The 17,368-nt window shown below is 43.7% G+C and carries 17 protein-coding genes and 1 pseudogene; 15 read left to right on the top strand and 3 right to left on the bottom strand.

Annotated features, from left to right (window positions below; all coding sequences use genetic code 11):
- The first annotated feature begins 108 nt into the window (after nucleotides 1-108).
- The 7 genes from FSB73_RS11170 (at nucleotide 109) to tatC (ending at nucleotide 6,238) form a co-directional block, all read left to right on the top strand.
- Nucleotides 109-1,077 (top strand): YihY/virulence factor BrkB family protein, encoded by a 969-nt coding sequence (locus tag FSB73_RS11170; RefSeq protein ID WP_146781941.1) that lies wholly within the window; start codon nucleotides 109-111, stop codon nucleotides 1,075-1,077.
- A gap of 155 nt (nucleotides 1,078-1,232) precedes the next feature.
- On the top strand, nucleotides 1,233-2,597 hold the full coding sequence (locus FSB73_RS11165) for an RsmB/NOP family class I SAM-dependent RNA methyltransferase (protein ID WP_146781938.1): 1,365 nt from the start codon (nucleotides 1,233-1,235) through the stop codon (nucleotides 2,595-2,597).
- Between the two features lie 37 nt (nucleotides 2,598-2,634).
- Complete coding sequence (locus tag FSB73_RS11160) at nucleotides 2,635-2,949, top strand: FtsB family cell division protein (protein ID WP_146781935.1); 315 nt, start codon at nucleotides 2,635-2,637, stop codon at nucleotides 2,947-2,949.
- Nucleotides 2,950-3,045: 96 nt separating this feature from the next.
- Complete coding sequence (locus tag FSB73_RS11155; RefSeq protein WP_146781931.1) at nucleotides 3,046-3,270, top strand: hypothetical protein; 225 nt, start codon at nucleotides 3,046-3,048, stop codon at nucleotides 3,268-3,270.
- Nucleotides 3,271-3,354: 84 nt separating this feature from the next.
- Complete coding sequence (nth, locus tag FSB73_RS11150; protein ID WP_225974820.1) at nucleotides 3,355-4,050, top strand: endonuclease III; 696 nt, start codon at nucleotides 3,355-3,357, stop codon at nucleotides 4,048-4,050.
- Between the two features lie 253 nt (nucleotides 4,051-4,303).
- Nucleotides 4,304-5,308, top strand: coding sequence for a zinc-binding dehydrogenase (locus FSB73_RS11145; protein WP_146781928.1), 1,005 nt, complete (start codon nucleotides 4,304-4,306; stop codon nucleotides 5,306-5,308).
- A 72-nt stretch (nucleotides 5,309-5,380) separates the two neighbouring features.
- Nucleotides 5,381-6,238, top strand: coding sequence for a twin-arginine translocase subunit TatC (tatC, locus tag FSB73_RS11140; RefSeq protein ID WP_146781925.1), 858 nt, complete (start codon nucleotides 5,381-5,383; stop codon nucleotides 6,236-6,238).
- A gap of 134 nt (nucleotides 6,239-6,372) precedes the next feature.
- On the opposite strand, the gene folK is transcribed toward tatC, so the two are convergent.
- Nucleotides 6,373-6,870 carry a 2-amino-4-hydroxy-6-hydroxymethyldihydropteridine diphosphokinase gene (gene folK, locus FSB73_RS11135; RefSeq protein WP_146781922.1) on the bottom strand — a complete coding sequence of 166 codons (498 nt, stop codon included), beginning with the start codon at nucleotides 6,868-6,870 and terminating at the stop codon, nucleotides 6,373-6,375.
- 172 nt (nucleotides 6,871-7,042) lie between these two features.
- Between folK and sppA the strand changes: the two are divergent.
- From sppA to FSB73_RS11110, 5 genes and pseudogenes are all read left to right on the top strand, one after another.
- Nucleotides 7,043-8,808, top strand: a pseudogene (gene sppA / locus FSB73_RS11130) (signal peptide peptidase SppA).
- Nucleotides 8,809-9,095: 287 nt separating this feature from the next.
- Nucleotides 9,096-10,205 (top strand): ABC transporter permease, encoded by a 1,110-nt coding sequence (locus FSB73_RS11120; RefSeq protein WP_146781911.1) that lies wholly within the window; start codon nucleotides 9,096-9,098, stop codon nucleotides 10,203-10,205.
- Nucleotides 10,206-10,251: 46 nt separating this feature from the next.
- Nucleotides 10,252-10,758 (top strand): SRPBCC family protein, encoded by a 507-nt coding sequence (locus tag FSB73_RS11115; RefSeq protein WP_146781908.1) that lies wholly within the window; start codon nucleotides 10,252-10,254, stop codon nucleotides 10,756-10,758.
- A 224-nt stretch (nucleotides 10,759-10,982) separates the two neighbouring features.
- Nucleotides 10,983-11,351, top strand: a complete 369-nt coding sequence (locus tag FSB73_RS24805; RefSeq protein WP_225974718.1) for a hypothetical protein — start codon at nucleotides 10,983-10,985, stop codon at nucleotides 11,349-11,351.
- Nucleotides 11,348-12,223 (top strand): dipeptidase, encoded by an 876-nt coding sequence (locus tag FSB73_RS11110; protein ID WP_225974717.1) that lies wholly within the window; start codon nucleotides 11,348-11,350, stop codon nucleotides 12,221-12,223. The genes FSB73_RS24805 and FSB73_RS11110 overlap by 4 nt, the downstream gene beginning before the upstream one ends.
- Before the next feature lie 199 nt (nucleotides 12,224-12,422).
- On the opposite strand, the gene FSB73_RS11105 is transcribed toward FSB73_RS11110, so the two are convergent.
- Nucleotides 12,423-13,634 carry a glycosyltransferase family 2 protein gene (locus FSB73_RS11105; protein WP_146781905.1) on the bottom strand — a complete coding sequence of 404 codons (1,212 nt, stop codon included), beginning with the start codon at nucleotides 13,632-13,634 and terminating at the stop codon, nucleotides 12,423-12,425.
- Nucleotides 13,635-14,013: 379 nt separating this feature from the next.
- Between FSB73_RS11105 and pdxA the strand changes: the two genes are divergently transcribed.
- The 3 genes from pdxA to FSB73_RS24800 are packed head-to-tail and all read left to right on the top strand — an operon-like array spanning nucleotide 14,014 to nucleotide 15,982.
- Entirely contained in the window at nucleotides 14,014-15,105 is a 1,092-nt protein-coding gene (gene pdxA, locus FSB73_RS11100; RefSeq protein ID WP_146781902.1) for a 4-hydroxythreonine-4-phosphate dehydrogenase PdxA, read from the top strand.
- A gap of 8 nt (nucleotides 15,106-15,113) precedes the next feature.
- Entirely contained in the window at nucleotides 15,114-15,728 is a 615-nt protein-coding gene (locus FSB73_RS11095; protein WP_225974716.1) for an aldose epimerase family protein, read from the top strand.
- 11 nt (nucleotides 15,729-15,739) lie between these two features.
- Nucleotides 15,740-15,982, top strand: coding sequence for an aldose epimerase family protein (locus FSB73_RS24800; protein WP_225974715.1), 243 nt, complete (start codon nucleotides 15,740-15,742; stop codon nucleotides 15,980-15,982).
- Between the two features lie 267 nt (nucleotides 15,983-16,249).
- Here FSB73_RS24800 and FSB73_RS11090 read toward each other — a convergent pair whose 3' ends face one another.
- Nucleotides 16,250-17,338: a mechanosensitive ion channel family protein gene (locus tag FSB73_RS11090; protein WP_146781899.1), complete on the bottom strand. Its 1,089-nt coding sequence runs from the start codon at nucleotides 17,336-17,338 to the stop codon at nucleotides 16,250-16,252.
- Nucleotides 17,339-17,368: the final 30 nt, after the last annotated feature.

The following is a 17,368-nucleotide window of genomic DNA, read 5'->3' as shown; positions in this document are numbered from 1 at the left end:
GTTTAAACATCAATATTCACCTACCCAACGAACTGATTTTTGACACCACTGGAAACCAAAATATTAAACTCAAAGCCACTTAGGCTCGTAAAAAAATGGCTTAAAGCCATGCGGGTACCTGGTGCCCCATCCGTCAATTTCTATGAGGTCATAAAGCTCTTTGTAGAACAGGTCAACAAAGAAGGGCTCAATGTAAGGGCAGGCGCGATTTCTTTTAACCTGTTAATCGCCATCCCAGCCTGTCTGCTGTTTATTTGTACATTGATTCCCTATCTGACCAACTCCACCATGTTCTATAAAGAACTGCAGCAGTTGGTGTTAAGCCTGACCCCTAACGTGGGTGCCAGATCACTAATGCTGAAATTTCTGGAAGATATTTTCAGTAAAACAAAAAATGGCCTTTTATCCCTTGGTTTTATCTTTGCAATCTTCTTTTCCTCTAATGCCATGATGGGCATCATCCGAACCTTTGACCGTTCCTTAAAAGAAAGAGCCCAGACCAATTTTATTAAAAAGCGCTTAAGAGCGATGCGCCTGACCATGATATTGTTTTTAATGTTTTTAGGCACCATGATCATTTCTATGGGTCAAGGCATGTTTTTCCACCGGATCATGGCTTTACTGAATATCCACAATGAAAGAGTACAGAGCCTGATCCGTAACCTAAGATGGATCGTTATTGCAGCTTTATTCTTTTTCAGTATTTCAGTGATTTATAAATATGCCCCCACCCTGGAAAAGCATAAACGCAAAAAATTATTATCACTGGGCTCCGTTATCGCCACTGGTCTGTTAATTGCCAGTACCTCTCTTTTTTCATTCTGGGCACAGAACTTTTCCAATTATAGTAAATTCTACGGTACCATCGGTTCAGTCCTGGTGATTATGATGCTCTTTTTTGTAAATTCATTTGTGCTTTTAATCGGTTACGAGTTAGATCTGAGTATTGAATTTTTGAAGGAAAAACACCGCAGCGAACTGCGTCAGGCCGAGGAAAAAACACAAATGTCAGCAGTCGCATCAGAGCAGCAAAAAAACTTAAGTGGATCAGATCTGCAGCCAGACCCCTCCACCTAAGTTCATAAACCGACTTGCAAAAGCGGCCGTCTAAACGCAATTGAAATTTAAAAACATGTAGCTTCCTGCCCTCAACAGGCATACTTTTTAAAACAGGCAGTCCCTGTCCAATAGGTGCCAGGGATTTCACCGGCAATTTCTGCTACCTTTACCCTATGGATATCAATAAAATCATTGACCGTCATAAACAGACCGTCTCAAATTTACTTTTAACCTATGACGGCAAAGAGCCGCTGCACCTGTATCTTAAAAAATATTTTGCCGCCCATAAAAAGCACGGTTCCAAAGACAGAAAAGTGATATCTGCCATGATCTACAGTTATTTTAGATTGGGCAAAAATGTACCGGCGCTGCAAAATCTTACAAACCAACCCGCTGTCGACCTGTCTGAACTACTTGATATCAGCAATTATATATGTAACAACCAAAGCCTTACTCAGCCACTGCGCTCAAAATTGCTGGAAGCAATTGAAAAAAAAGATCCCCAGGCTAAAGATAATAATCATGGAGAAGGAGAAGAAGCAGCAGCACATACCACAGCGGGGGCAAATGCTGATAACCGCCTGGCAGATGCGAAATTACCGATCGAGCGTTTTAAACTTATGCAACAGGTATATCCATGGCTGCAACTTCCCTTAGTATTCCCTTTTACAGCTTCGCTCTCTGAAGGACTGAACCGACTTGAACTGGCGGGAAGAATGCTTAGCCAACCACCTGTATTTTTAAGAATTCGCCCTATGAAAGGGAACGCCGAACAGGTAATAAAAAAACTAGTTGATAAACAGCTTACTTATACACTTTATGAACAGTATACCCTGTCCTTGCCAGCAAGTACGCCTGTACAGCAATACTTAGCCATTAATAAAGAAGTAGTGATCCAGGACAGCAGCTCACAGTCTATGGATCAGTTTATGCGCCTTGCCCTGGCAGGACTTAAAAATAATAATACATCAACCGTAAAATCGAGCGCCGATGTTATAAGGGTATGGGACACCTGTGCTGCCAGCGGAGGTAAATCCATTTTGCTGCATGATCTATGCTATGAAAGCGGACAAAAATTAACCCTGACCTTAACAGATATCAGGCCCTCCATTTTAAAAAACCTGGAAATTAGGCTTAAAGAAGCCGGCATTGCGGGATACAAAAAAGAGGTGCTTGACCTGCTAAGGCCAGCTCCCTTGCCTTTTAAGACTGATTTTGACCTGGTTATTTGTGACGTGCCTTGTTCAGGCTCCGGAACCTGGGCCCGTAATCCTGAAAACATCCGATATTTTGCTAAGGATTCGATCCAGGATTATTATAAACGGCAAATCGGTATTGTCAGTAAGGCCTGGGAGGCGGTACGTCCTGGCGGTTATTTTCTGTATATGACCTGTTCGGTCTTCCAGCAGGAAAATGAAGCGGTTAGCCATTTTATTGCAACCAACAGTGGCATGGAGCTAATCTGTCAAAAAGTAGTCCTGGGACAAGTAGAAAATAATGTTTCTATGTTTGGCGCTTTGTATACTCGAAAAAAATAGTGTTACTTTGCATTGAGCTCTTGGTCAAACAGTTTCTATGCAAAAAACCTATAAAATATTAGCGTATCTTAAAAACAAGTACGTCATCGCCGTACTCGTATTTTTGGTGTTGATCATTTTTTATGATCGCAATGATATTTTTGTCCAGCTTGAAAGGGCAAAACAGGTCAATACACTGCATCAGAGCAAGGCTTTCTATCAACAAGAGATTGAAAAAACAAATAAGGAGCTGAACGCATTGGAATCCAGTCAGTCCGCTGTACAAAGGTATGCCAGGGAGCATTTTTTTATGAAAAAGGATAATGAAGAGATCTTTATTGTAGATTCTGTCACAGCTGAAGCCGCTCATTAGCCATCTTAAAAATCACTTTTTTGTGCGAGATGAATTTAGGGTTTCAGACAATATCCAGTCTTTTGTGGCGTTTTATTAAGGCACCAAATAAGTGATATGACACATTTTTACCCTTCTTTATTTTCTTTTTATCTACTCGGTACAAATGATGGGCGCCTGAAAAGAAAACAGCCCACCGCTGCTTGTAAAAACCAGCAGCAGCCCACGGTTATTCAGCCAGCGAGGTTATTAACGAGTCCCCTGCAAACGGGCCGGATCCATGAAGAGGGGCCCAAAGCGGCAACCCTGTTTTTTCTGCACAAAAACAATTTTTGGACCTGATTGAGCAATTAAACCTGTTTACGCCTTGTCAGGCAACCCTCAAAAGCATTTTAGCTTACGCAACGGGCAAACCGACAATGGGTGATGACAAAGCAGCCGTTGATCAGCATAAGGATAACCATTATGACCCGAAAGGAACGCTATCAGTTTGTAATTGATTATTTTGAACAGCATGCTCCCAATGCGGAGACGGAACTCCTCTATGATAACCCCTACCAGCTCCTGGTAGCAGTCATTCTATCCGCTCAATGTACAGATAAGCGGGTCAACCTGACCACGCCGGCTATTTTTCACAAATATCCCACACCTGCAAAACTCGCCGAGGCTAGCTTTGATCATCTATTTCCACTGATCAGAAGTATCTCTTATCCCAACAACAAGACCAAGCATCTGATCGGGATGGCAAAAATGCTGATGGAGGATTTTAATGGTAAAATCCCCATGACCGTGCCTGAGCTCATAAAACTCCCAGGAGTCGGCAGAAAGACCGCCAATGTGATTACATCTGTTGTAGACCAGCAGCCCAATATGGCGGTCGACACGCATGTATTCAGGGTGTCCGGCCGCATCGGCCTGACACTCAAAGCCACCACGCCCTTGGCTGCAGAAAAACAATTGATTAAATTTTTCCCTAATAACCTGATTCACAAAGCACATCACTGGTTGATCCTGCATGGCCGTTATGTCTGTGTCGCCCGAAAGCCTAAATGCGGCATTTGCGGTCTGCGTCCTGCCTGTAAATATTATCAGGCGCACCCATTGCCGGCGACAGAGGCATAGATGCATACCAATCCTGCCTGATTGTATGAATACAGATAATTTATAGCAGTATGCGCATTGAAGCAATAATACGCACAGTATAGCATGGCCAGCAAATCTTTGCTATGTCTTTGCTATTTGCTGGCATTGTTCATGACAGTATATTCACTCATTTTAGGCGCCTGCTAAAAATAAGGTAAACCATAGGATGCACGTCAAAGCTTGCATGCAAGCTCTCGTATATTTTTGTACATTTGGAATCTAAAAATTGTACATGGAAGCAATCGTATTAAATGCAATTGACGCCCCTTTAACCTTGCAGGAAGTGCCCATCCCTGAACTTGGCGCAGATGAGGCGCTGGTAGAATTAAAGGCGGCCGGAATGAATAAAAGGGACTGGTGGATCTGGAAAGGGCAGTATGCAGGGCTAAAATTCCCGATTATATTGGGTTCTGATGGCAGCGGAATAGTTAAATCCGTCGGCAGTAACCTGCCAGAAAGCTGGCAGGGACAAGAAGTGATCATCTATCCTGCTGCCGGCTGGGGATCATCTGAGGCGCACCAAAGCAAAGATTTCCAGATACTGGGGCTGCCAGTCAACGGCTGCTATGCCCAGTACGTCAAAGTAAAAAGCGATATGCTCTATCCCAAACCGGCTTATCTTGATTTTAAACAGGCCGCCGCTTTCCCGGTGGCAGGCCTTACCGCCTATCGGGCCTTATTTGTCAGAGGCGGTTGGCAAAAGGGCGAAAAAGTGTTGATCAGTGGTGTAGGCGGAGGCGCCGGCACATTTGCCCTGCAATATGCCCTGGCAGCTGGCGCAGAAGTCTGGGTAACATCCGGCAATCAGCAAAAGCTTCAAAAGGCGATTTCGCTGGGTGCCAAAGGCGGGGTTAGCTATAAGGAAACAGGCTGGGCAGAAAAGCTGCAAAGTCAGGCAGGCTCCTTTGATGTTATTATTGACAGTGCGCTGGGCGAGGGATTTGCAGATTTGGTTTCATTAGCGGGTCAAGGCGGTAGAATCGTCTTTTTTGGCGGCACGGCAGGCAATATTCCCCCACTCAATGGCCGTACGGTCTTTTGGAAGCAGCTCAGCATTGTTGGCACGACCATGGGCTCACCCAAAGATTTTGAGCAAATGCTTAGCTTTATGCAGACCCACCAGATTCAACCTGTCATTGACGGGGTCTATCCACTTGCCCAGGCACAGCAGGCCATGGAACGCATGAGTCAAGGCGGTTCCAAGTTCGGCAAAATGGTTTTAACCATAGGTTCTTAATTTACGGCGGGAAAACCGCCGTTGGTAACCAATTGATAAGTACATTTGCTCCTCAAAGTTTTAAATCATTTCATGATACAACGGTTTTTCAAGCGCAGAAGTAACGGATCCCAGGCAGAAATGGCCTTTATTGACCATCTGGAAGAGTTGAGATGGCATATTTTGCGTTCCCTGGTCGCAATTCTGGTCCTGGCTGTGGTGATTTTCTATTATCACGGCTGGTTTTTTGCCAATATTATTGCAGGGCCGATCAATCCAGACTTTATCAGTTACAAGGCTTTTTGCAAATTGGCTGAATGGACACATGTAAAGAGTCTTTGTATGGATCCTGTAAATGTGGACATGCAATCCACCACCTTTGGTGGCCAGTTTCTGGGAACATTCACCATAGCCTTTATCGGGGGCTTTATTGTTGCCTTTCCCTATATTTTCTGGGAATTCTGGAAATTTGTCAAACCTGCCTTGAAAGAAAGCGAACTGAAAAATACCGGTGCGGCTATTTTTTGGGTCTCTTTGTTTTTCTTTATCGGTGCAGCATTTGGCTATTTTGTGTTAGGGCCCTTCACTTTTAACTTCCTAGCCGGTTTCCAGATCAGTGATTTACCCATGATGACCACCAGGCCTACCCTGAATGACTACCTGAATAACCTCTGTAATATTGTTCTTGGATGCGGACTGGCTTTTGAGCTGCCCATATTCGCCTATGTATTTACACGCATGGGGCTGATCACACCTAAATTCTTGAAAGAGAAGCGGCGTTATGCGATCGTTATTATCCTGATACTCGCCGCCTTTATTACGCCAAGTCCGGATTGGATCAGTCAGACACTGGTTTTTATCCCGCTGATGTTATTATATGAAATTGGCGTTTTGGTCTCCAAACGTGCCGCCAGAGAATTGGAAGAAAAAGATAAAGAACTCTGGAGTTAGTTGAATCAACGGTTCTAATACAATTTATCTTAAAAGCCGTCTTAGTGATCCTACACAGTCATGTGGAATTACTAAGACGGCTTTTCTGCAAATACGGCCAACAATCCTTGGCATATTTGACTTTTTTTATGCTCCTATTCGTCCTGAGCCAACCTGGTAACCTGCAGGCTATCCGGACACTCCTTAAGTAAGGCGTCAATGGTCTTTTTAAGCACAGGATGCACCAGTTCAGGTGAAAGCTCCGCCAGCGGATAGAGCGTAAAATTTCTGGTATGAAGTAAGGGATGTGGCACCTTTAAATCTGGCGCTGTGCTGTTGATAATCTGATCATTATAAAACAACAGATCTATATCGATCAGCCGGGGGCCGTTTTTGATTTTGCGCACTCGACCCAGATCCTGCTCAATCTGTAGCATAATGGTCAGCATGTCTGCAGCGGACCTTTCAGACTGAATAATCAGCACCTGATTTAGAAAGTCCGGCTGATCTTCCAGCCCCCAGGCCGCCGTCTGATAAAGAGAGGAGGCCGCTAAAACCCGCCCTATCCGACGACTTATTTCTGATCTGGCTCGCTGCAGATTTGTTTTTACTGCCCCTAAATTACCGCCTATCAGCAAATATGCTTTATTCATATATTATTTTTTGTCCTGCAGGTCTTTCAAGGGGGAATGACCTAACTTTGGGTGTACGTAATTTGAGTATCCTTGCATACCACTTAACAGAGACAAAAATACAAGACCTGCGCCGTCTGACACGACAATTTTTTGTGGAGCTGACAGCTGGGGGTCACCTGAAATTTCTTATATGGTTAAATTTTTGAAGTTATTCGTTGCCGTTTTTATTTCCATGCTGGTCTGCGGCTTTTTATTTATTCTAATTGCTATTGGGGTTGTTTCTATGGCCAGCAGTAAATCAGAAGTTAATATTAATGACGGGTCTATTTTGGTGCTGGATCTCTCAAGGCCAGTCAAAGATTTTGAGCAGCCGAGTATCTCATTTAGTCTGAATGCAGACAAGCTGACCTATTCTCCGCCTAATTTATATGAAGAGCTCAGTATGATCCGCTATGCAGCGAAGGACAGCCATATCAAAGCCCTTTATATCAAAGGATCCGAAAATGTCAATGGCTTTGCTGCCAGCCAGGAGCTGCGCCTGGCCATCGAAGATTTTAAAAAGAGTGGCAAAAAGGTCATCGCCTTTTCGCCGACCATGACACAGACGGCCTATTTTGTCGCCAGCGCAGCTGACAAAGTATATGTCAGCCCTGAAGGCGGGCTTGATTGGGCAGGAATGGTCGCACAAACCGTTTATTTTAAAGGGCTATTGGACAAACTGGACATCCACCCGGAAATTTTCTTTGCCGGCAAATTCAAAAGTGCAACAGAACCGTTCCGTAGTGATAAAATGAGTGACGCCAACCGATTGCAGATCAATGTCTGGCTGGGCGAGATCTATGGACAGGTTTTGCAAGGTGTGGCAAAGAGTCGCGGTCTGGATACTGCGACCTTGCATGAGCTGGCTAATGAGGGTAAAATCCGCAGTGCTAGCGACGCCCTGCAAAATCATATGGTGGACGGTTTATTCTATGCCGATCAGGTAGAAAATGAACTTAGAAAAGCTACCGGCAAAAGCGAAAAGAATGATTTGCATCTGATCAGTCTGGATAAATACAATAAAGGGGCTGATTATAAGGATTATTCCGGTAAAGACCGCATTGCCGTTTTGTATGCCCAGGGAGAAATTGCCTCCGGATCAGAAAATGAAGGGATTCAGGGAGAGCGATATGTCCATTTAATTCAAGACATCCGAAAGGACAGTTCTATTAAGGCGCTGGTAATCCGGGTGAATTCTCCTGGGGGCAGTGCCCTGGCCAGTGATTTGATCTGGCGGGAGATCCAGCTCACTAAAAAAGTAAAACCGGTAGTTGTCAGTATGGGCAATATGGCCGCATCCGGCGGTTATTACATTTCCTGTGGCGCCGATTATATCTTTGCAGAACCGACGACACTTACCGGATCGATCGGCGTCTTTTCTATGATGGGAGATGCATCAAATTTCTTAAAAAACCGGCTGGGGATCACTTTTGACGCCGTTAAGACCAGTCCCCATGCCGATTTAGGCTCCATCGCCCGTCCGCTTACCCCGTAGAACGTAATTGGATGCAGGCCTCCGTAGACAGTGTCTATCATACTTTTACCAGCAGGGTGGCTGCAGGCCGGGATACCTCCATTACTTATATTGACTCCATTGGGCAGGGACGTGTCTGGACAGGGTTACACGCCCAAAAGATTGGCCTTGTGGATGCCATCGGCGGTCTGGATGACGCCATTGACTACGCTGCTAAACAAGCACATAGCACATCTTATCGTGTCAGTACCTTCCCTGTGAAGCAATCCATTTTAAGTCAGTTGCTTAATAGCGATGACAATCGGGATGAAGACATTAATCTAAAACTCAAAGCCACGGGTATTTCTCCAGAACTGGTTGATTTTATTGACCGAACCAGGGAGTTGAAGGCAATGATGAATCAGCCACAGGCAAAAATGCCCTATGAGCTGAAAATCCGTTAACACAAGACTGGATTTTAGTGCTTTACCGTTTTTCACCTTATTTGAGGTATTTGAGTAATTTGAGTAATTATAAATTTTGGTAAACTGCCGGCTAGCGCCGGCAGTTTTTTTGGGTAATTTAGACAGGAATACACAATTCCCCCTCATCCTTATTACCTTTGCGGAGCATTTTGCCATCAGCCTGGACGAGGTCTGGATGAATGGCAAAGCAATGTATAAAGCAAAGTAAAAAGTATAGTAGCGGATAGGGCCAGATCTAACTGGCATCAAGAAAAGCTGGTAATTATATGTCTAAATACAAATACAGTCAGATTAAAGCAATGCTGGCTATCGCAAGAGGCTCATTTAAAGCATCTTTGCGTTCCCCTTCAACCGTCATTTTCAGTATCGGGTTTCCCCTGGTTTTTATACTGGCATTTGCCTTTTTAGGTAATGGTTCCGGTCCCAGGATTAATATCGCCATTCACGCAGGCGCTGATACCACCAGTGAAGTCTACCAGGCCTTAAAAACAGCACCCGGAATCCGGATCAAAAATGAGCATGGGGAAATATTAAGTGAAGATTTGGAAAAAGGTCGGATTACCGCCATCGTTAATATCCAGAAAACAGGCAAGGAAAATCCCGCGTACCTATTAAAACTCACCACTTCTGCTGCTGTTAATCCCTCCACAGTAGAAGTGCTGCAATCCTATTTGAATGCACAGGCAGATGCCTTGAACAAAACCTACTATCCGCACAGCGTGGCGGTGGTGGGCGTCAGTGAGCAGATAGAGAAGCTACCTGGTAGAACCTACCGTACCATTGATTTTATCCTGCCTGGTCAGTTAGGCTTTTCTTTATTGAGTGCCGGTATTTTCGGGGTGGCCTTTTTATTCTTTAACCTCAGGCAACAACTGGTTTTAAAACGTTTTTTTGCCACACCAATCAGCAGAACCTTTATTATTTTAGGAGAGGCGCTTAGCCGGGTCGTCTTTCAGTTACTGGCAGCCATTGTCATTATTTTAATAGGCGTCGTCTTCTTTAAATTTACCCTGGTGCATGGCTGGGTTACCTTTTTGGAGATCATGATTTTGAGTTTTATCTCCCTGATCGTTTTTATGGGTTGCGGTTTTATCGTCAGTGGTCTGTCTAAGTCCGAGAGCACGATTCCGCCATTTGCCAATATTTTTACCCTGCCACAGTTCCTTTTGGCGGGCACCTTTTTCCCAATTGAGAATTTTCCAAAATGGTTACAGCCTCTTTGTAATATATTACCTTTGACACATTTTAACAATGCAATGCGTAATATCTCTTTTGAGGGCGCAAGTCTGATCAGTTGCTGGCCGGATATAGCCAACCTACTCATTTGGGGGGTCATCGTATACGCAATTGCCATTAAAGTATTTAAATGGGAATAAAGCAAGCATCTAATTAAATAAACGATATTGTCTTAAAAGCTCACGCATGAAGTACTTAAAATTAGCCTTATTTAGTATTGGTAGCCTGTTTTTGCTGATCACTTTAATTGGTTTGCTGTTCCCTTCCAGGGTAACGGTCATCCGTTCTGCGACCTTTAATCAGCCGCTTGATAGCGTTTATCCCTTATTAAATAATATGAATAACTGGCATGAGTGGTTATTTGACAGTACCCATCCCGCAAAACTGCTTACGGAAAGTGCCAGTGGGCCAGGTGCCGCCATGGAGATCGGCTCCAGCAAGATTACCATTACCCATGACAGCGCTTATTACATTGAATCCAAATGGCACGGCACTCGTTCCAATGACCAGATTTGTGGCTGGCGATTAACCCAGGACCCTAATACCCCTGGCACCATGGTGCAGTGGCATTACACCCAACACCTGGATTGGTATCCCTGGGAAAGAGTCGGTGCGGTGTTAAATGAAAAAATTCTGGGACCTTCTATGGATAGCAGCTTTGCCCGTTTAAAAAGGCATTTTGAGCTAGAGTAGTATAAAATACACAAAGACTTCTACTAGTACTAGCTGATTTAATCTTTATATCTGTATATCTTTATAACCTCTGTTTATCTGTTTATCTGTTTATCTTTTTAACTGTCAAGCATTTTTAATAAAGCCGCTCAGATTGTCCGCTCATCGGCTAAATTACCCAATTAGTCGATTTGTTTTCCAAATTTGCATCCGTCATATTACCTTAGAAACAAAGCAAGTATATCATGCAAATAACGCCCACCTATTGGTCAAGACGATTGTTTATTCAGTCATTGTCAGCAGCTACAGCTGGCTTATTATTACGGCCGCTGGCAGCCAATGCAACACCTGGTGGATTGGATCCCAAAATAACGGACATTGTCCGTGCCACCATTGGTATTGATACGCACAACCACATAGACGTGCCCTTGCTCAGTGAGGAGTTACCTGGACCGGATATCGCTTTGGCGAGCGAGATGCAAAAATCCGGGTTATCTGCTATTTGTATGACCTTTGCAGTCGATTATGTAAAATTGACCTATGAAGGGCAGGCCTATGAAAGATTTTTAACAGGTCTCAAAGCTATGGATGAAGTGCTGCAAAAAATGCTATGACCCGCTGCTTAAATACCGCGGATATCCTCAAGGCCCATAAAAGTGGACAACCAACTGTTATTCAATCTGTTGAAGGAGGTCATTTTTTGGAGGGCAAGGTAGACCGCCTACAACTTGCCTATGACAGAGGGCTCAGACATCTGGGCCTGTTACACGATCATGACGCATCCACTCCTCTTGGTGATATTTTTACAGAGCCGCCCAGATGGGGCGGTCTGACTAAATTCGGCGCTTCGGTTATCCGCGAATCAGAACGGTTGGGCATTTTGGTTGACCTTGCCCACGCCGACGATAATACCACAAATGGCGCCCTGAAAGTGGCTACCAAACCGGTGATCATTACGCATACAGGACTTAATACCCGTCTGGGTAATAACCCGGCAATGGCCAAAATGATGCTACCCAGACTCATCAGCAAGTCACAGGCAAAAATCGTGGCCAGTCAGGGAGGCGTGATTGGTGTTTGGACGCATTTAGCGGATAATGCTCAGCAGATGGCAGATAATATAAAAGCCATGGTAGATGTGGTGGGAATTGACCATGTCGCCATTGGCACGGATACAAAACTGACGACACCTTACCATTCACCCAAGGATCATTTTGAGCAACACGACAAAAATAAGCAGGTTCATCCGGCAGTAATCAACGGCTCAACCAAGGAACCGAGAAAAAGCAATCATCAGCACCGGCCTTCAGGTGAAACAACCACCAATAGCCTATGGCCACCCTTAACAAAAGGAGGTGCAAGTGGATTTTATTATGAATTAGTTGCAGCTTTATTGAAAGCTGGTTATGATCAAAAGGCCATCGGGAAAATTGGCGGAGGAAATTATCTTAGGGTTTTTGATCTTGCGACGGCAAAGCAAGCCTAAAGAAAAAGGTAGTTCTGCAGTATAAAATCAGACAGATTTGAAGGATGGTTATTGGTGATGGATGGCTTTTTTAAAAAATTAGCTAAGGTGGATGGCCTCTATTATCCTGGCGGGGAGCCTGGACGGGTTCTAGGCAGCCCATTACCGGCGCCGCGATAAAACATTTTCTGACATAATTGCCTGGCTTTCGTATAACCCCTTATCCCACCAGCACCTCTCCCAGCCCCTTTTTATCACTGGAGCTGATCATGGAGTCAAAATTCAGGTAATGCCAGTAGACATGACTAACCGGTGCATGGCGTTGCAAAAATAAGATAGCCGCATCATAATTAAATTCTGGGCCTACGCAAAGCACCCAGGCACGTTTTTCACTTTTTTGAAGCGGTGTGGCCATAAGTGCTCCCTTAGCCGGCGTATAATGCAAAGAAGTTCCGGGCGCATATTTACTCCAGATATGACCTGCCTGCCTGGCAGAGGTTTCATCACCGAGTAATTCTATACTGGAATAACTGCTGAGATCCGGCGCCCTTCCTGCGCTCTTTTTTCGCTTGCCCGCCTGAAGGATACTGGCAGCCACACTCATCAGATACCGGCCGGCAATGGCGGCTTTTAAAAAACCGCGATAGATGAGTCCCGTCCATCCCTTATAATGTTTATCCACGAACAAGATCATGGCCTTATAGAAATTCTTCAGATGATTCACGCTGCCTTTTTGTGCACTTTCGCCCTTAAAATGGATAATGGATACATTGCCCAAATAATAGTTCTTATAACCGGTCTGTTGAAGGCAATAGCTTAGATCGATATCCTCCCCGTACATAAAATATCTTTCATCAAAACCTTTACTTTGCTTGAGTAAAGAGGTCCGGGCCATCATAAAGGCTCCGGCAAGGACTTCAACTTCATGGATTAAATTCTCATTGAGATAGCCTAAAGCATATTTACCAAAATGCCTTGATTCAGGAAAAAGCTTGGAGAGCCCACAGAGTTTATAAAAAGAGACCAGGGGTGAAGGAAATGCCCGCTTGCTTTCTGGCAGAAACCTGCCGCTGCCGTCCACCATTTTAACACCCAGCGCCCCAACCTTGGCATTGCACTCAAAAAAAGCCAGACAGCTATGAATGGCACTATCAGAGACCAGTGTGTCTGGATTGAGATATAATACTAATTCACCCTTTGCCACCGACAGTGCCAAATTATTGGCTCTGGCAAAACCCGTATTTTCTGGATTGGCAATAAAATGCACCTCCGGAAATTTTTCTTTCAGGTAGTCCAGACTGCCGTCACAGGAACAGTTATCCACAACAATTACCTCTGCTTCCATCCCCTCAATCGCACTTGACAAGGAAGCCAGACAATGTGCCAGGAAATACCGGACATTATAATTGACAATAATGACACTTAGTTTCAATACAGTTCCATTTTAGTATATACCCATTCAGTTATAGTTTTCCGCTACTGCCTTGTTGCTAAAGCAGGATTTGATCTTGCCTTCTCGCAGCCTTTTTATTCTCAAATCGCGCAGTTTCTTATGCTTTAATCTCCCTGCAGCAGAATAGCTATTTCCGTGTATATATTTATTGTTTGTTTTTCTGATCTAATAAGCTCGTATTTCTTTAAATCTCAATTAATAACGCTAAACCAACCCAAAAATTACAAAGCAGCACAGGATTTAACATCCTCCAGACGGCTGCTTTTATCCTAAAACGGCCAATTAGGTTTAAATGTTACATATAGCTACAAAAACTTCCTGAAAAGTGGTACATTTACAGGGTAAAAACAATTTTGGAATGAGTCAGGAACTTTTTAAACCTGTTATTGGATTAAGTTGTGGCGACTTGAATGGCATCGGCCTTGAGATCATCATTAAATCGCTGAGTGACAATAGAATACTTGATGTTTGCACACCAATTATCTACGCAAACAGTAAATGTCTTAATTTCTACCGCAAATCCATTCATGAAAATAATTTCCAGTTTTCTATTATCAGAGAGGACGGAAAATTGAATTTTAAACAGGCAAATCTGCAAAATTGCTGGGAAGAAGAGGTGGCTATTCATCCGGGGCAGCTTGAACCAGCCGTGGGCAAATATGCTTTTTTATCCCTGGAAGCTGCCGTTAGTGATTTAAAAGCCGGCAAAATTCAGGGGCTGGTAACCGCACCTATTCATAAAAAGACCATTCAGTCTGACAGTTTTCATTATAGCGGCCATACGCCTTATCTTAGAGATAGTTTTCAGCAGTCTGATGTCGTCATGATGATGGTCGCAGAAAATATGCGCGTTGCTGTCGTAACAGAACATATCCCCATCAGCGAAGTTGCTCAGCATATTACCAGTGAGGCCATTATGGGCAAACTGAAGATCATGCAAAGCAGCCTGATCAGAGATTTTAATATTAACAAACCTAAAATTGCTGTTTTGGGCCTGAATCCCCACAGCGGCGATGAAGGGTTGATTGGTGATGAAGAACAACGAATTATTATCCCCACCATTAAAGAGGCCAAGCAAAAAGGAATCCTGGCCTTTGGGCCCTATAGTGCGGACGCCTTTTTTGCACATTCGTCTTATCAAAAGTTCGATGCCGTTCTGGCAATGTATCATGACCAGGGGCTGATTCCTTTTAAATCACTCTCCACCGGTGAAGGCGTTAACTATACAGCCGGTCTCCCCATCGTGCGCACGAGTCCTGATCATGGAACCGCCTTTGACATTGCAGGTAAAGGCATCGCTAAATATGAATCCTTCCTGGCCGCCCTTTATAAGTGTGTGGATCTGATCCGGGAAAGAAAATTCTTTGATGAAAACCATGCCAACCCGATGCAAAAAAGAAGCTCCAGGGTACTGGCCAATCTGGAAGATGAAAAAGTTTCTGACGAATAACCCCCTTTATGTACACATTACAGAACGAGCAATTAGAAATTAACTTATCCGCCAAAGGTGCGGAAATCCAAAAGATATATAATAAGGAAACCGGTCTTGACTATTTATGGAGCGGCGACCCTGCTTTCTGGGGCAAACATAGCCCTGTATTGTTCCCTATTGTAGGCAGTCTGAAAAACGACAGCTATCAGTATAATAACCAGACTTACCACCTCTCTCGTCATGGCTTTGCCCGTGATATGGAGTTTTCGGTACTGGCCAAAACGGATACCAATATTACCTTTTCTTTACAGCAGACAGCTGCCACACTGGAAAAGTATCCTTTTTATTTTGAACTCAGGATCCATTATGGTATTGCTGAAAACAGGCTGCATGTCCAATATGAAGTACTCAATCAAGACGAGAAAACACTTTGGTTTTCCATTGGCGCACATCCGGCTTTTAAGGTGCCGCTAGTCAACGGAACAACTTATGAAGATTATGTACTTAGCTTTAATGAGTTTGAGAATACGGCACGTTATCTGCTGACCTCTGATGGCCTGCTGGCGGAGGACCCACAGATTTTCCTGCAAAACACAGATGAACTCCCCTTAAAAAGTCCCTGTTCTACGAGGATGCCCTAGTCTTTAAAACCTTGCAATCCAGCTCCATCAAGCTGGAAAGTGATAAAACAGCGCATGGGCTGACTTTGGATTTTAAAGGATTTCCATATATGGGAATCTGGAGTGCCAAGGATGCAGATTTTGTGTGTATAGAACCATGGCACGGTATCACTGACAGTGTGCAGACTACAGGTAAATTGGAAGAAAAGGAAGGAATATTATCCATTGGTGCCGACGATACCTTTACAGCCGCCTGGACGGTGATGACTTGGTAAGTAAAGTAAATCAGGAGCTCCATTATACGGGTGCTTTATGGTGAAAAGCCAGGCATCTGTATGATAAACTTGTCAAGAGACATTTTCTCAACCGAGTAGTTCGTAAAAAAGAGTTATTAAAGCTATTGAATGACCTTAAATAAGAACCTTTTCAACTCATTTAATAAGACTTTCGAATAATGATTAACGCTTCAAAAAATCTTACTCTTTTGCTATTTTGAGTTTCCCGGCAACTTCCAATATAGTCATCGCCACTTAATTTTTAAATTATTTGTTCAGGTCAGCTATTATGAGGACTTGCTGTAAGCCGAGCGCTTCCATTTTGGTGATGATATCCAGATTTATTTTTTGGTTCAGTGCGCAAAAATCAGCGTAGGCCATGGTAATGGACACAAAATATTCCATAAAAACAATGTGACCTTGATTGCCGGTATTCTTAAGAAAAATGGTATTAGAGGTAACCACCGCGCCTTGGGCTGTGATAATCTCCTTGATTCCCTGCACAAAATTTTCAAGCTGACCTGCCGTTGCTGCTGGTGCCAGCCGGATTTCCTGCCTGAACCTTCTAAAGGTTTGGTTACTGACATTTTCCAGCTTATTGCCTGTTAAATCCCTGTTAGGAACACTGGCCAGTGTTTTTGTATCGGTCCTGAGCACGGTTCTTCTAAGGCCGATTCTTTCCACATTACCACTTGTACCATTTACGGAAATATAATCTCCGAGTAAAAAGGGCTTGTCCAGCAAAATAATAATGGAACAAATAATATTTTCAACTGTGTCTTTGGCAGCCAAAGCCAGGGCTGCTGTAACCAGCCCAATACTGGTAGCAAAGGAAGCAGCGGTAATATTAAAAAAGCTTTTGAAGATGACCAGAATACATAAAACGACCAGAATTGCCCGAACCAGATCAGACAGTAAAGAAGTCAGCTGTATCAAAGACCGGTCTGCGCTTTTACTAGCGGATCGTTTAAATACTGTTGCTACCATATGCACGACACCAATCAGCATATTAAAAAACAAAAAAATCAATAGAGCCATGGCTAGCTTATGAACAATATCGCTAAAATGTAATTTAAAGACGAAAAAATCCAGTGCCCTGGGAAAATACAGGTTATTTAAGGCAATAAAGGTGATTAGCCAAAAAAGAAACCGGCTCAGTGGCCTTGCTAGCCGCTGACTGATCGTCTCTTTAAAATTACGATGATCTACTTTAGTCAGATAGCGCACACTGAACCAGGCAACCAATTTGGAGATCCCTTTGGCAAACAGGATCATAAAAATAATGATGCCAAAGGCGATCAGCCATGAAGCAGCGCTGTTGCTTAGGATCGTATATTGTAACATATTATTTGCCATAGCCTGCGTAATATTTATACGTAAAGTAAC

This window comes from Arachidicoccus ginsenosidivorans, assembly GCF_007971385.1.
In the GTDB taxonomy this organism is placed as follows: domain Bacteria; phylum Bacteroidota; class Bacteroidia; order Chitinophagales; family Chitinophagaceae; genus Arachidicoccus; species Arachidicoccus ginsenosidivorans.
The sequence above is the reverse complement of the archived record's forward strand: the minus strand, read 5'-3'. Positions and strand labels throughout refer to the sequence as shown.